Below are 14163 nucleotides of genomic sequence, written 5' to 3'. Positions count from 1 at the left end.
TTAAATGTTTTTCTGCTTTTTTATCGTGTTTTCTGCTAAAGCAATATGTACGCTAGCCTTAGCAACTGAGTCGGGGTTCAATGAAATAGAATCAATACCGCATGCCACTAAAAACTCGGCGAATTCAGGATGATCCGAAGGTGCTTGTCCACAAATCCCTACTTTGCAACCACACTCATGAGCGACTTTTATCACTTGTGAAATCATACTTTTAACCGCATCATTCCTCGCATCAAATAAGCTTTTTAACTCTGTTGAATCACGGTCTATACCTAAAACAAGTTGCGTTAAATCATTGCTGCCAATAGAGAAACCATCAAAACGCTGAGCAAACTCTGCTGCCAAAATAATATTAGAGGGTATTTCACACATAACATAAACCTGTAAGCCCTTCTCGCCTCGCGTTAACCCCGCTTTACTCATCACAGCAAGTACTTTATCGGCTTCATCGGGTGTGCGACAAAATGGGATCATCACGATGACATTATCAAATCCCATCTGCTCTCGCACTTTAACAATCGCCTGACATTCCAACATAAAAGCTGCGCGATAAAGTTTATGGTAATACCGTGAGGCCCCCCGTAAACCTAGCATAGGATTTTCTTCGATCAGTTCAAAAAACTCACCACCCAATAAACCACGATATTCGTTAGATTTAAAGTCTGACATGCGCACAATCACAGGTTTTGGGTACTGTGAAGCGGCAATTTTAGCGACGCCTAGCGCAAGATTATCAACAAAATAATCTCCACCTTGTGCATAGCCACGGCACAATTCACTAATTTTTTGTTTAACTTTACTATCAGTCACTTTTTCAGGGTGTAGTAACGCCATAGGATGCACCCCTATTTGACTGGAAATAATAAACTCTATGCGGGTTAAACCTATGCCCGCAACCGGCAAAGCACTCCATTTAAAAACGCCATCGGGCATCGCGGCATTAATCATAATGTCTGTGTTGGTGTGAGGTATGTCAGCTAAATTTACCTCTTCAGTTTCAAAAGCTAATCTGCCTTCATAAACAATACCGAGTGTGCCTTGGGCGCAACTTAAGGTAACTTCTTGATCATTTTGTAGCACTTGAGTGGCATTTTCACAGCCAACAATCGCGGCAATTTTTAGCTCGCGACTAACAATCGCTGCGTGACTTGTTGGTCCGCCCGTATCGGTAATAATACCCGCCGCTTTTCGCATTAAAGGTAACCAGTCAGGATCGGTTTTTTGAGTTACTAACATAGCGCCTTCAGGAAAGTGTTCAACATCTTCAGGATTAAGGACTTTAAACACCTTACCCGTAGCAATAGCACTGCCAACACTGGCACCTTGCACAAGTATTTTTGATTTTTCTTTCAGTTTATAATTGACTAATACCGAATGATTTTTCTGTGATTCTACTGTTTCAGGACGAGCCTGAACGATGTAAAGCTGCCCTGAAATACTATCTTTTGCCCATTCCATATCCATGGCTTTGCCGTAATGTTTCTCGATTATCACCGCCCAGTTTGCCAGTTGTAGTATTTCATCATCAGATAGCACTAAGCTGGTACGTTCTTCAATACTGGTTGCTAGCGTTTCAGTACTTGCTTCTACTTTACTTAGATGAATGCTTTTCGATTTATCCGCATGGGCAAAGCACATTTTCTCTAATTTGCTGCCACATTTTTTTTCAATAATAGGTCTAAAATTGTGCTGTGGCTCACTAGCGGTAACTTTTATATTTTGTGCTAACAAAGGCTTAAAAACCATAAATCTATCTGGCGTAACGCTGCCTTTTACTATTGTTTCGCCTAATCCCCATGCGCCATTGATTTCAACAACGTCACTAAAGCCGGTTTCGGTATCAAGCGTGAACATCACCCCTGCTGCTTGAGCATTAATCATTTGTTGAATACCAATCGACAAGGCGACTTTCTCATGTTCAAAGCCTTGTTTTTCTCGATAAACAATGGCTCTGTCGGTATAAAGCGAAGCGAAACATTGTTTACAGGCAATAAGTAAATGTTCAATGCCGATAACGTTTAAGTAACTCTCTTGTTGTCCGGCAAAGCTTGCTTCGGGTAAATCTTCAGCGGTCGCCGAACTTCTTACCGCAACACTGGCCATATAAGGGGCTTGGTTTACTAAGTCATTTTGATTAAGTTTGTTGTGTTGAGTTGCTTGTATTCTTTTTGATAAGTCTTGATAGGCTTGAGTAATCTCACTGCTTTGCTGCTCGGTAAAGTCACCATTCGCAATTAATTTTCTGATCGCACTGCCGGTAGTGGCCAAGTTTTGTTGTGCTGAACCATAGGCATCAATATGATGTTTTATTTTTTCATTGAGCTTATTTTGTTGTAAAAAATCGACAAATAATTGTGCGTTGGTCGCAAAACCAATAGGCACCTGCACTGGTGTTTCACTCATATTGGCGATCATTTCGCCTAAACTGGCGTTTTTTCCACCCACTTGTTCAAGGTTAGCGAGCGTTAATTTTTCAAACCAAAAAATAGTTTGCGCTTGTTGTTTTGATTGCATATTTATCACCTTTATCCGCTCGACATTACCGACTATAAATTCAACTATTCTTATCGTTAAGAAAAGCTAACGCACTATTAATACTATGAAATTTAGGGTAATCACCCTCAATAATTTTTATTCCCGTTGATTTTTGCAACGCCGCTAAATAATTAATAAAGTCCATTGAGTCTAAATCACACTCTTCACGGATATCTTCGTCAAAATCAATGGTGTTTTTTTCAACTTCAGGCGCAACTTCCTTTATAGCCTCGATAATCAAGCGCTCGATTTCTGTTGAATTCATAATTGCTCCGGTTTTTGTAAATTTTTAGCCAAGCTATTTAAAAACTTCGCCGCGAGCATGCCATCAACGACTCGGTGATCGGCACTTAAACAAAGCGTTATTTGCTCACCAATATCAATTTTTTCATCGTATACTTGTGGCACTTTTTTTACTTTACCAACACCGATAATCGCGACTTGTGGCGGATAAATAATGCCAAAAACTTGATCAACGCCACGCTCACCCATATTGGTTATGGTAATCGTGGCGCCCATCAGTTCTGAGCTACGTAAACGCTCACCACGTTCAATCGCTCGACTTCGACGCGTGATATCACGCAAAGTAGCCATAATTTCTGGCACCGATAACTGTTCGACATGGCGCAATGCAGGTACAACTACCCCACCAGCTCGTAAACTAATGACATTGGCAATATTGATTTCACTCGCTGGCTCAAAATGATCCTTTTGGTAAAAGCCATTTAATTGCGGATATTTTTGTAAACTTATAGCAACCGCTTTAAGTACTAGTGCAATAAGTAAAATATGTGTTTGGGGTGTTTTGTCTTTATTGGCTTGTTGTAGCCATTGCTGTGCCTTATTTATAGGCAGGTCTACACTCAGATAAAAATGGGGGATTTCTTGCTTAGATTTCGTCATAGCAGCGGCGATCGCGCTACGCATGTTTGTTAATGACTCGCCTTCAGTTAAGCGCGTTTTGGGTGCTATCTGCGTAATATCTTTTAGTATGATGCCACCATTAGGACCACTGCCTTTAATCCTCGACAAATCTAGCTGCTGTGCTTTTGCTATTTTACGAACAATGGGCGAAGCAAGTACCCTATTGGTTTTGGTATTGATGTTTAGCTTTTCAGTCGATTTTTTTTGCGATTTTATTAACGGTTTTTCTGTCAAGGCTTCTGCCAATAATGAAACCGGCTCATCAATTATTTTCTCGGGTGTTGTTTGTTCAGTGGTTACTGGTTCTTTGATGATGCCTTCAGTGCTAATGCTTTGATTTTTAGATTCATTTAGTGACTTTTCTTCGATTTCTATCCTTGCCAATACGCTACCAACAGAGACAGTGTTTACCGGTTGAACTAATAACTGGGTAATAATGCCGTCATGGTAGGCTTCCATGTCAATCGCACACTTTTGTGTTTCAAGCACGGCAATAATATCGCCATGTTTTACCTTATCACCTACCTTGATTAACCATTCGACCAACATGCCTTCGCTCATATCTGCCCCCAGTGATGGCATGGTAATGTCTATGGATTTTTTCATGCTGCCTTCCCCCCCTATTTTACATGACCTGCTGAACGTTGAAGCGCAGCGTTATTGTTCACCTGCAAATAAAGTTGTTGCACAACGGATGATTTGTTCTACCTGAGGTAAAGCCGCTTGTTCGAGGTGACTTGGGTAAGGAATAGGCACCTCTTGAGTACAAATTCGCTGCACTGGCGCATCTAAATACCAAAAAGCTTGCTCCATAATAATGGCGCTGATTTCACCCGCTAAACTGCCGGTTTTCCAGCCTTCATCGATAATAATAGCGCGGTGTGTTTTCTTAACACTGGCTAAAATGGTGTGGTTATCTAATGGTCGCAAACAACGTAAGTCAACAACCTCGACATTAATATTCAATGTGTCAAGCGCAGAGGCTGCCATTAAAACTTTAGGTAAGCTGCCCCCATAGGTGATCAGGGTAATATCTGTACCTTGCTTACGCACTAAGGCTTTTTCCATATCAGCGTCTGGTGCATTAAAGACTTCACCTTGGTTATTTAATAACATGACATGTTCAAAAATAAGCACAGGGTCAGGGTCTTGTATTGCTTGTAATAGCATATAACGGGCATCGTTATGCGTTGCTGGGCTTAATACTTTTAAACCAGGAATATGGGCGTATAAATTTTCCCAGCTATGAGAATGTTGCGCGGCCAGTTGTAAGCCGGCACCACATGCCATGCGAATAACAATGGGGACATTCAGTTGACCACCTGACATATGACGTAACGTGGCGGCACTATTAACAATTTGATCCATTGCCAACAAGCTAAAATTAACCGTCATCACCTCTACTATCGGCCTCATTCCCCCTAACGCGGCGCCGATACCTACCCCGACAAAACCTGATTCGCATAGCGGCGTATCAATAATTCGCTCTGCGCCATAATGTTCAAACAAGCCTTTACTTACGCCATAACAGCCACCATAACGTCCAACGTCTTCACCCATTAAAAATGTACGTTCATCGTCGTTTAGGCATTGTTCAATACCCGCACGTAAGGCTTCGCGGTAAGTCATTGTTTGACTGCTGTTTGTTTGAACCTTCATGCCAAGCCTCCTTGTTCTGCCTTGATATTTATTTTCGGTGTTGCTGGGCTATAAACATCTTTACAAAGATCTTCAACCGGCTCCCATTGTCCTTGCTCGGCAAAGTTAATAGCTTCGATTATCTCTTGTTTAATTTCTGATTCAATGCCGTTAAAGTCACTATCACTGAGCTGATGATTTTGTATCAACCAGTGCTTTAATTGCTTTACAGGACCGTGCTTTTTCCACTGTTCTATTTCTGCTTTATCACGGTATAGCTGACCATCAAAGCTTGAATGTCCTCGAAAACGATAAGTCTGACACTCTAAAAAATAAGGTTGCTGATAACTTCTAACGTGCTGAACGGCTTTAGTCGTTGCCGCTTCCACGTTGACCACATTCATACCGTCGACTTGCTGCGCTGGCATGCCATAACTTTGTGCTTTTTTGGCAATATTGATTTCTGATTCAGATAAGGCCAATGCCGTACCCATGGCATAACCATTGTTTTCACAAATAAATAGTATGGGTAATTGCCATAACACGGCCAGATTCATTGCTTCATGAAACTCACCTTCTGCCACGGCTCCTTCGCCAAAAAAACACACGGCTATCGCTGATTTTTTCAGTTGCTTATTGGCCATAGCTAAACCTGTGGCTAAAGGCAAGCCACCTCCAACAATGGCATTGCCACCATAAAAGTGCTGCTTTTTATCAAATAGGTGCATAGAGCCGCCACGCCCTTTACTGCAACCATTCGTGCGACCATACATTTCAGCCAACACAGACTTCATTGATAAACCACGCGCAAGCGCGTGACCATGTTCACGATAAGTGGCCACAATATTATCTTCTGGGGAAAGCGCCGCCATCACGCCTACGGCTACGGCTTCTTCGCCAATATAAAGATGAAGAAAACCTCGTATTTTCTCTTGTGCATAAAGCTCAGCACATTTTTCTTCAAAAAGACGAATGCGTAACATTTGTTTTAATTGTGCAAGTAAGTGCGCTTTATCAAGATGTAATTTATCATTCATTTTTTATTACTCTTTTTTCTTACTATTTTTCATTACCTTCTTATTGAACATTATTGTTCATCACTTTCTAAGGTGGAAATATCACCTTCGGGTAAATTGAGTTCACGTGCCTTTAATAAGCGCCGCATTATTTTACCACTGCGAGTTTTAGGTAAATTTTTTCGAAAAACTATTTCCTTAGGTGCAACTGCCGCGCCTAATTTTTTACGAGCAAAACCTTTTAGCTCTTTTTGTAATGCGGCTAAGTTGTGCTCAGTGCATTCAACATCAGGGTTTAACGTCACATAGGCTTTAACCTTTTGCCCGGTGATTTCGTCAGGAATACCAATAACACCCACCTCAGCGACAGCTTCATGCTCCATCAAGGCACTTTCAATTTCAAATGGGCCAATTAAATGACCTGACGATTTGATCAAATCATCAGCCCGACCTACAAACCAGTAATAGCCTTGTGCGTCTCGCTTAGCGAGATCGCCAGTTAAATACCAACCGTCTTGAAAACACTGTTGATATTTTTCTTCACGATGCAAATAGCCACGAAACATTGAAGGCCAGCCTTGTTTTAATGCCAGCTCACCAATTTGCATAGCTTGCTCTATTGTTTCAATACGCCCTTGTGCATTACGCTTAACAATAGCGGCCGTTATACCCGGTAAAGGTAAGCCCATTGAACCGGGTTTTATTGGCTGACTGGCAAAATTAGCAATCATGATGGCGCCTGTTTCTGTTTGCCACCAGTTGTCATGAAAAGGTAAACCCAGTACTTTTTCACTCCATCGCACGGCTTCAGCATTTAAAGGTTCACCAACACTAGCGATGAAGGTTAACGCGGATAAATCATATTGTTCACGAATAGCTGTTCCTGCTTTCATCAACATGCGAATCGCGGTTGGCGCGGTATACCAAATGGTTATTTTTTGTTGCTGTAAAATGTGATACCAACGCTCAACTTCAAATTCAGCTTCATCAACAATCATTGTCACGCCCAAACAAAGTGGCGCAATAATGCCGTACGAGGTACCCGTCACCCAGCCAGGATCAGCAGTGCACCAATAAATATCGTCTTGTTTTAAGTTTAAGGCGTACTTTGCCGAAGATTGATGGGCAACCACCGCTTGATGCACATGAATAACGCCTTTAGGTTGACCCGTTGTACCGCTGGTAAAGTGCAGCAAAGCCATGTCATTAGCATGAGTTTTAGCACAGGGATATCTGGTGTCAGCATCAGTAAGCAGTATGGTTAACCAATAACAGCCTTTGTCTAAGGGATGAGAAGAGGCAACTGAAATTTTTTCATCTTCAGGGCTATCGATGAATAGAATAACGTTAAGATGAGGCAGTTCGTGCCACCAAGTGGCAATTTTTTTATCATATAAACGCTTAGTGGTAACTAATACATTAACTTCGCCTATCTCCATGCGAGAACGAATAGGCTCAGGGCCAAAGGCAGAAAATAAGGGGGTGAAAACGCCGCCAAACTTTAACGTACCTAACGCTGAGATATACAGTAGCGGTAATCGCCCCACCAAGCTAAATACCCGTACGCCTTGTTCAAAACCCAGCTTAGCTAACACACTCGCAAAAAGGCTAGTTTGTTCTGCTAAATCACGGTAACTATAATCAATTAACTGTTCATCTTTACCAAGCCAGCGAAGTGCTACTTTGTTTTCAATGCTGGTATTTAAATGTTTATCAACGGCTTGGTAGGCAATATTAAGTGTTTTTTTGGGGTCGGTTTGCCAATTAAAGTCATCACAAGACTGCTGATAATCATGCAAATTTGTATCACTGCTATTATATGACATCTTATTAATTATATTTTCAGACATGCGAGCAAGATCAATCAAACAAATGATGTAAGAAGTATAGTGTTCATTAAATTTTTTACGTTTACTTTTACTGATCTACATCAGGTGAAAACACAATAAAAAACAGGCGTTATCTCGAAGAGTGTGAGTAGGGAGATATGCAAATTTCAGAGAAAAATGAACCCTTAGGTATCGTAAAGTAAGACAAACTAAATTTCAGAAATGGCAGAGAAACTTGGCCAGAGCTACGAATCATAACTTTATAAAAACTTTATTATGTTTTTTGACCCACATATGACCCATACAAAAAAGCCCGCTTTAAAAGCGGGCTTTTTCATACACTAAGAACTAGAAAGGCATTTTCATCCCTGGAGGCATTTGCATACCACCAGTTAAAGCACCCATTTTATCTTTATTTTGCTCTTCAACACGACGTACAGCATCATTCATTGCTGCGGCAACTAAGTCTTCAAGCATATCTTTATCATCGGCTATTAAGCTGTCATCGATAATAACGCGACGAACGTTATGATTACCTGTCATAGTCACTTTAACCATACCGGCACCCGCTTCGCCGGTCACTTCCATTTTGGCTAGCTCTTCTTGTGCTTTTGCCATTTTAGCTTGCATGTCTTGGGCTTGCTTCATTAAGTTACCCATGCCACCTTTCATCATAATTTTTCTCTCCAAATGTAATATGCCGCCAAAGATAGTAGTTAACGGCTAAAAGTTCAAGTAGCGATTAACGCGCTACGACAGTTTCTTGGTCAAGCTTAGCTTGAAATTGTTGTTGCAGTGCTATAACAATTTCATCTTCAGCTAATACTTGCTTTGCATATTCATAGCGCTTGGCATTAATGTCCGCTTGGATCTGATAAGGATCTGAAAAGGTTTTTTCAACAATATTTAATTCAACGGTAATTTTACGTTGTAAATATTCAGATATTTGTGCTTCTAATTGCTTATGTGCTGTATCGCTATTTAAGTGTTTAATTGATTGATCTAGTTGTAAAATCAATAAGTCGTCAGTAGACCTATCATCAATAGTAGCGTGGATTGCTAGCTGCCTTAGCCGCGCGAGCAAAGACATACTGTCAATCATATGTGCCCATTTATCAACTTGGTTTGCTAGTTTAATCGTTGCTGGATTGATAACGCCTTCATTATAAGGTTGCTCAGGTAATGTTGCTAGTTCTGGAACATTAGGCTGCTCAACAGCGGTATTTTTTACCGTGTCGACACTGGCATTTTCTCTCGTTGCTAATGCTGGGCGCAAGGCAGCGCCGTTAGGCTTTTTTCCGCTATCCTCCATTGACTTTTTACGACTTCTGAGCATATTTCGTGTCGCTATTGCTGCCGCAACGGGCGATTCGAATACTTTTTTGTCATCTTTAGCCGGTTGTAAATCTGAACTATTGTTAGTGGTGCTAACAACAGTTTTATCTTCATCATTATGATTAGCAGAAAGGTTTGGCTCAGTAATATTTGGTTCAACAGGGCCTTGTTCCATAGGGCTTTGATCAACAGGGCTTTGTTCAATAATATTTTGATCACTATTACTCTGCTCAGATTGTAATATATTCTCTGCGGGTATTGGCTCAATAAGCGTATGAGCTTGATGTTCAATTGCCCGCATTTCTTCTGCTAAAACATCATTCGCTTCAAGTTCTTGATCAGGGGCTATACCTGCATCTGAAATCGATTTGTCTTCATTTATATTAACGCTTGATTGCTGATGAATATCTTCCACAGTCTTTGGTAAGGCTGATTTTTTTTCTGGATTGAGGTTTTCATCGATATTAGCGCTAGCATGAGCTAATAACGTTGTATCATTGAGCGATATATCATCAGCTATTTCTTTACCTGCTTCGGGTAAATTATGACTATTAACAACCGGTTTAAAAGCAAGTAAGCGAAGTAACATCATATCAAATGCAGCTTGTTCATCATCTGCATAAGGTAAATCTTTTCTGGCAGTTAACACGATTTGATAATACAGCTGAACATCTTCAGGCGACATTAACTGACAGAAACGCGTTAGCAATTGTTGGTGTTCTGCCGGCAAGCTAAAATTAGCTTTAACCACTTGTGTCATCGCTATTTGATGCAGTAGTTGGATTAGATCAGCTGACAATCGGCTATAGCTTGGCGCGTATGAGGCAATCACCAGTGAAAGCTGCATTAAAGCGGCAGAGTCTTGTTTTAATAAGGCGATGATAATTTTAAAGACCCAGTCTCGGTCAACACCACCTAACATTTGCTGCACGTCATTTCTGGTTATATGGCCATTACCTTGCGCGATGCATTGGTCGGTCAAACTTAAGCAGTCACGCATGCTGCCACGGGCCGCTTTAGCGAGCATAGCAATTGATTCATCATCAAATGATACGGTTTCTTTTGTGAGTATTTCAATAATTTTATCGCTAATTTGTTTAATCGTTAGCGCTTTTAAATGAAACTGTAAACAACGAGAAAGTACCGTAACGGGTAATTTTTGTGGATCAGTAGTCGCAAGGATGAACTTTACATGCTCTGGCGGCTCTTCAAGTGTCTTTAATAATGCATTGAAACTACTGCGCGACAGCATATGAACTTCATCAATCAAATAGACCTTATATCGACCTCTTGTTGGTGCATATTGTACGTTATCTAAAATTTCACGCGTATCGTCAACTTTAGTGCGTGAAGCAGCATCAATTTCAAGTAAATCTACAAAGCGACCTTGATCTATATCCACACAAGCATCGCAAGTACCACAAGGCGTTGCTGTGATGCCTGTTTCGCAATTTAGGCTTTTAGCAAAAATTCTTGCGATGGTAGTTTTGCCAACACCACGAGTTCCAGTAAACAGATAGGCATGATGTAACCTTTGTTGCGTCAGGGCATTAACCAAAACAGTAACAACATGTTCTTGGCCCATCAATTCACTAAAGGATTTTGGTCGCCATTTTCTTGCTAAAACCTGATAGCTCATTCTTCAGCCTTAATCACCAGCATATTGCAGTAAAGAGAACACAGATAAATCCATGTCTTCGAGTTTTTTTTCTCCACCTAAATCTGGCAATGATATAACAAATGCCGCATCTGTTACCTTCGCACCTGTACGTCTTATCAGCTTGGTGGTTGCTTCAATAGTCCCACCTGTTGCCAGTAGATCATCAATAATTAAAACATTATCATCTTGGGTTAACGCATCTTGATGAATTTCTAAGGTGTCGTGACCATACTCTAGCTGGTAGTCTTGCCTGTAAGTAGCTCTTGGCAACTTACCTGGCTTGCGCACTGGAACAAAACCTAAGCCCATTGCTAATGCTAACGGAGCTCCAAAAAGAAAACCACGTGCTTCAGTACCAACTACTTTAGTAAAACCACCCGCTTTGAATTTATTCACTAAAATGTCTATGGTGAGCTTGAATGCTTCAGCATCATCTAATATACCTGTTACGTCTCTAAACATAATACCGGCTTTTGGATAATCTGGAATGGTATGAATTGCGGATTTAAGTGTATTGATTTGTGTTTCAGTCATGTTCTAAGCGTCTAAAAATATTTTAGTTACAGAGTAAAGCAATTCATTGAAAGATTATAGTAACTGATAGCGAGTATTTACCGATAGTAAGCTCTTTATCAATTTAAGTAGGTTTTGTACATCAATCGGTTTATCAATTACCGCTGAAAATAAGTTGGTATTACAAATCAGCTTTAACGATTGATGACCTTGCGTTGTCATCAAGATAACCGGTGTATCTAAATAGGTTTTATGTTGGCGTATGTGTTTAGTTAGCTGAATACCATTCATGATAGGCATCAAGTGGTCGACGATCACTAAATCGTAGTATTCGTTTTGTAACTTTTCAGAGGCATCTAGACCGTGACACCCTGTATTGACACAATAACCTTGAGCGAATAACAGATCACTCAGGCTATTGAGTATTAACGGATTATCGTCTACAACAAGAATTTTCATATTAAATAAAACTGTTGTTGGTTAATTTGACAATAATGTAAACCAACCGGCCAACATGGGTAATAAAGGTGCTGCGAACATCACAAATAACGCGGCAAATAAATGACGCTTAGACGAACTATCTTTGAAGTTTTCTTCTGACATTGGCATTCCAATTGATTGACTAAACGGCGCGGATTGTAGTCTAAAAAAGCTATTAAAAATAGCTTTATTTGATTTAGAACAACTAACTTAACTATAGTTTAAAGTTTTATTTGAAATTTTAAATTAATGTGCTACGAAGTCATTATTGAATAAGTACTCTTCAAGATATAAAAAAACCAGCCTAATTGGCTGGTTTTTTAGTTTCATATCTATTAATTAAGTATAAAAATTAGATAGAAACGTTCTTACGTCGTGCTGTGTCTTTAATAAAGCTTTCCCAACCCTTAGCTGACTTACGGGTTTTAGGATCTTTCATTGCTAAACTAATCGCTTTATAAGCTTGTTTATATTGCTCTAAATAAAAGTGAGATTCTGCGATACTCATTTGCAGTCTACCTTCATTTTTAACACCAAGCTCAATTGCTTTAGTTAACGCTACGATCGCTGGCTTAAATTGCTCATCTTGCTTTAATAACATACCTTGTTTGCTGTAATGCTTAGCAAGGTTAGTCATTTTAGCTAATTCGCCATAATAAGCAGCCGCCTTATCAATATTCTGAGCAGCGTGCCAAGCGTTAGCTAGTGAAGATAAATTTTTATCATCACGTGGTACTAAGCCAGAATCGATATGCTTTTCTAACAGTATTGCTGCTTTATATGGCACTACATTCTGCGAATATAAACTTGCTAGTGTTTTAATTTCAGATTCTTTAACAAGGAAACCTTGTTTATAAGCCAGATCAAGTGTTTGTAAACCTTTCTGGTAATCTTCAACTAGCAGATAGAACATACCTAACTGCGTCCACCAAGTTTTATCTTCTGGGAATATTTGGATAACAGTTTCAAGCGTTTTAACAGCCTCTTTATATTTTTTATTTTCATAAAATGAAGTGATCTTCAATATATAAGGATTTTTGTTTTGCTTGTCACCATAAGCTGCAATCGCATTATCTGCTGGCACAATCATTTCATCTAATTGTTTCAACGCATAATGAGCATTAGCTATTTTTGTCCAAGTATTACCGTCAGATTCACCCGTAAAATCCATCCAAGCTTGGTAATTAACTAGTGCTTCTTCATAAGCCTTGGTCTGCATCTGTAAATCAGCTAACAATTTAATCGCAGCACCATGATCACCTTCGTTAAGGAGATCAGGTTCAACCGCTGCTTTTAAATATTTAATTGCATTAGCTTCTTCATCACCCATAGTTGCATACATAACTGCTATAAAACGGGATACATAAGCTTTGTCGTAGTCTTTACTCGCATCAATATCTAAAAGAATAACTAAAGCACCTGGAATATCATCCGCTGAATAAGCTTCAAAGGCTTTTGCTACTTTTTTACCGACACTAGGACCAACAAGCTGTGTTTTACGCTTTGGTTTTTCAGACTTTTCAGCACCAGCTGCAGATACTTCTGCAGCTATTGGCAATTGAATTAGAACAACTGAAATAATTAACAGTAAAGATGAAAAAATCTTATTCATTACTAATTCCCTCCATCCATTTTAAAGTCAAGTCGTACGGTCAAACCTGTTTGTCTCATAGCTTTGCCATCAACAACTTTTGGTTTGTATTTCCATTTTCGCAAAGCACGTTTAGCTTCTCTGTCGAAAACACGTCTTGGCTCTGCTTCAATGACATCAACATCTTCAACACCACCAATTTCATTGATAGTAAATGAAAGCGTAACCCAACCTTCTTTACCATCACGAGCAGCTTGTATTGGGTATTTAGGCTCAATACGAACTATTGGTGTTGCATCTCCGTCACGACCGAAACCAGCACCAGGTGCAGAAATACCTGCATTTGCTCCGGCTAACTGTACACCAGGCATATTAAACGTTAATCCACCCGCGTCGTTATTAGCTTCAGGCTCTGGAGCTTGAGGCTTAGGTGGCGTTTTAGGCGGCGGCGGCGGCGGCGGCGGAACACGTTGACGGCGTTCAGCAGCTGACTTAGGTGGCGTCGTATTAACTTCTACAATGATATTCTCTAATCCTACTTCCTTGGTTCTATCACCGCTAGAAACAAGGAAGGCCATAAAAGAAAACAAAGCAAATGTTACTGCCGCGCCTAGTAGTATAGATACTAAAAAGCGAACCATA

13 protein-coding genes are annotated in these 14163 nt (G+C 40.1%); all 13 read right to left on the bottom strand.

The features are described from left to right. Entirely contained in the window at positions 1 to 2514 is a 2514-nt protein-coding gene (ppsA, locus tag H4J41_RS06870) for a phosphoenolpyruvate synthase (RefSeq protein WP_182136951.1), read from the bottom strand. Positions 2515 to 2554: 40 nt separating this feature from the next. Beyond that, positions 2555 to 2800: an acyl carrier protein gene (locus H4J41_RS06865; protein ID WP_182136952.1), complete on the bottom strand. Its 246-nt coding sequence runs from the start codon at positions 2798 to 2800 to the stop codon at positions 2555 to 2557. Continuing rightward, positions 2797 to 4065 carry a dihydrolipoamide acetyltransferase family protein gene (locus H4J41_RS06860; protein ID WP_182136953.1) on the bottom strand — a complete coding sequence of 423 codons (1269 nt, stop codon included), beginning with the start codon at positions 4063 to 4065 and terminating at the stop codon, positions 2797 to 2799. The genes H4J41_RS06865 and H4J41_RS06860 overlap by 4 nt, the downstream gene beginning before the upstream one ends. A gap of 51 nt (positions 4066 to 4116) precedes the next feature. After that, positions 4117 to 5118, bottom strand: a complete 1002-nt coding sequence (locus H4J41_RS06855; RefSeq protein ID WP_182136954.1) for an alpha-ketoacid dehydrogenase subunit beta — start codon at positions 5116 to 5118, stop codon at positions 4117 to 4119. Further along, a complete protein-coding gene (pdhA, locus tag H4J41_RS06850; RefSeq protein WP_182136955.1) occupies positions 5115 to 6134 on the bottom strand; it encodes a pyruvate dehydrogenase (acetyl-transferring) E1 component subunit alpha in 1020 nt (339 codons plus the stop codon). Before pdhA ends, H4J41_RS06855 begins: the two co-directional genes overlap by 4 nt. 50 nt (positions 6135 to 6184) lie before the next feature. Then, entirely contained in the window at positions 6185 to 7963 is a 1779-nt protein-coding gene (gene acsA, locus H4J41_RS06845) for an acetate--CoA ligase (protein ID WP_182136956.1), read from the bottom strand. A gap of 327 nt (positions 7964 to 8290) precedes the next feature. Continuing rightward, entirely contained in the window at positions 8291 to 8620 is a 330-nt protein-coding gene (locus H4J41_RS06840; protein WP_182137031.1) for a YbaB/EbfC family nucleoid-associated protein, read from the bottom strand. Positions 8621 to 8684: 64 nt separating this feature from the next. Further along, positions 8685 to 10916, bottom strand: a complete 2232-nt coding sequence (gene dnaX / locus H4J41_RS06835) for a DNA polymerase III subunit gamma/tau (protein ID WP_182136957.1) — start codon at positions 10914 to 10916, stop codon at positions 8685 to 8687. Positions 10917 to 10925: 9 nt separating this feature from the next. Further along, on the bottom strand, positions 10926 to 11471 hold the full coding sequence (gene apt / locus H4J41_RS06830; protein ID WP_182136958.1) for an adenine phosphoribosyltransferase: 546 nt from the start codon (positions 11469 to 11471) through the stop codon (positions 10926 to 10928). A 54-nt stretch (positions 11472 to 11525) separates the two neighbouring features. Continuing rightward, positions 11526 to 11909 carry a response regulator gene (locus H4J41_RS06825; RefSeq protein WP_182136959.1) on the bottom strand — a complete coding sequence of 128 codons (384 nt, stop codon included), beginning with the start codon at positions 11907 to 11909 and terminating at the stop codon, positions 11526 to 11528. 21 nt (positions 11910 to 11930) lie between these two features. Continuing rightward, positions 11931 to 12053: a hypothetical protein gene (locus H4J41_RS17595; protein ID WP_259363252.1), complete on the bottom strand. Its 123-nt coding sequence runs from the start codon at positions 12051 to 12053 to the stop codon at positions 11931 to 11933. A 229-nt stretch (positions 12054 to 12282) separates the two neighbouring features. Continuing rightward, positions 12283 to 13542 (bottom strand): lipopolysaccharide assembly protein LapB, encoded by a 1260-nt coding sequence (locus H4J41_RS06820; protein WP_182136960.1) that lies wholly within the window; start codon positions 13540 to 13542, stop codon positions 12283 to 12285. Positions 13543 to 13544: 2 nt separating this feature from the next. Continuing rightward, positions 13545 to 14162, bottom strand: coding sequence for an energy transducer TonB (locus tag H4J41_RS06815; protein ID WP_182136961.1), 618 nt, complete (start codon positions 14160 to 14162; stop codon positions 13545 to 13547). Position 14163 lies beyond the last annotated feature (1 nt).

Source organism: Colwellia sp. MB3u-45 (assembly GCF_014077005.1).
GTDB lineage: Bacteria > Pseudomonadota > Gammaproteobacteria > Enterobacterales > Alteromonadaceae > Cognaticolwellia.
The sequence above is the reverse complement of the archived record's forward strand: the minus strand, read 5'-3'. Positions and strand labels throughout refer to the sequence as shown.

Excerpts from the sequence above, each read along its gene's own strand:
- ppsA (WP_182136951.1), bottom strand. The coding sequence starts at position 2,514 with ATGCAATCAAAACAACAAGCGCAAACTATTTTTTGGTTTGAAAAATTA.
- H4J41_RS06865 (WP_182136952.1), bottom strand. The coding sequence starts at position 2,800 with ATGAATTCAACAGAAATCGAGCGCTTGATTATCGAGGCTATAAAGGAA.
- H4J41_RS06860 (WP_182136953.1), bottom strand. The coding sequence starts at position 4,065 with ATGAAAAAATCCATAGACATTACCATGCCATCACTGGGGGCAGATATG.
- H4J41_RS06855 (WP_182136954.1), bottom strand. The coding sequence starts at position 5,118 with ATGAAGGTTCAAACAAACAGCAGTCAAACAATGACTTACCGCGAAGCC.
- pdhA (WP_182136955.1), bottom strand. The coding sequence starts at position 6,134 with ATGAATGATAAATTACATCTTGATAAAGCGCACTTACTTGCACAATTA.
- acsA (WP_182136956.1), bottom strand. The coding sequence starts at position 7,963 with ATGTCTGAAAATATAATTAATAAGATGTCATATAATAGCAGTGATACA.
- dnaX (WP_182136957.1), bottom strand. The coding sequence starts at position 10,916 with ATGAGCTATCAGGTTTTAGCAAGAAAATGGCGACCAAAATCCTTTAGT.
- apt (WP_182136958.1), bottom strand. The coding sequence starts at position 11,471 with ATGACTGAAACACAAATCAATACACTTAAATCCGCAATTCATACCATT.
- H4J41_RS06825 (WP_182136959.1), bottom strand. The coding sequence starts at position 11,909 with ATGAAAATTCTTGTTGTAGACGATAATCCGTTAATACTCAATAGCCTG.
- H4J41_RS17595 (WP_259363252.1), bottom strand. The coding sequence starts at position 12,053 with ATGTCAGAAGAAAACTTCAAAGATAGTTCGTCTAAGCGTCATTTATTT.
- H4J41_RS06820 (WP_182136960.1), bottom strand. The coding sequence starts at position 13,542 with ATGAATAAGATTTTTTCATCTTTACTGTTAATTATTTCAGTTGTTCTA.
- H4J41_RS06815 (WP_182136961.1), bottom strand. The coding sequence starts at position 14,162 with ATGGTTCGCTTTTTAGTATCTATACTACTAGGCGCGGCAGTAACATTT.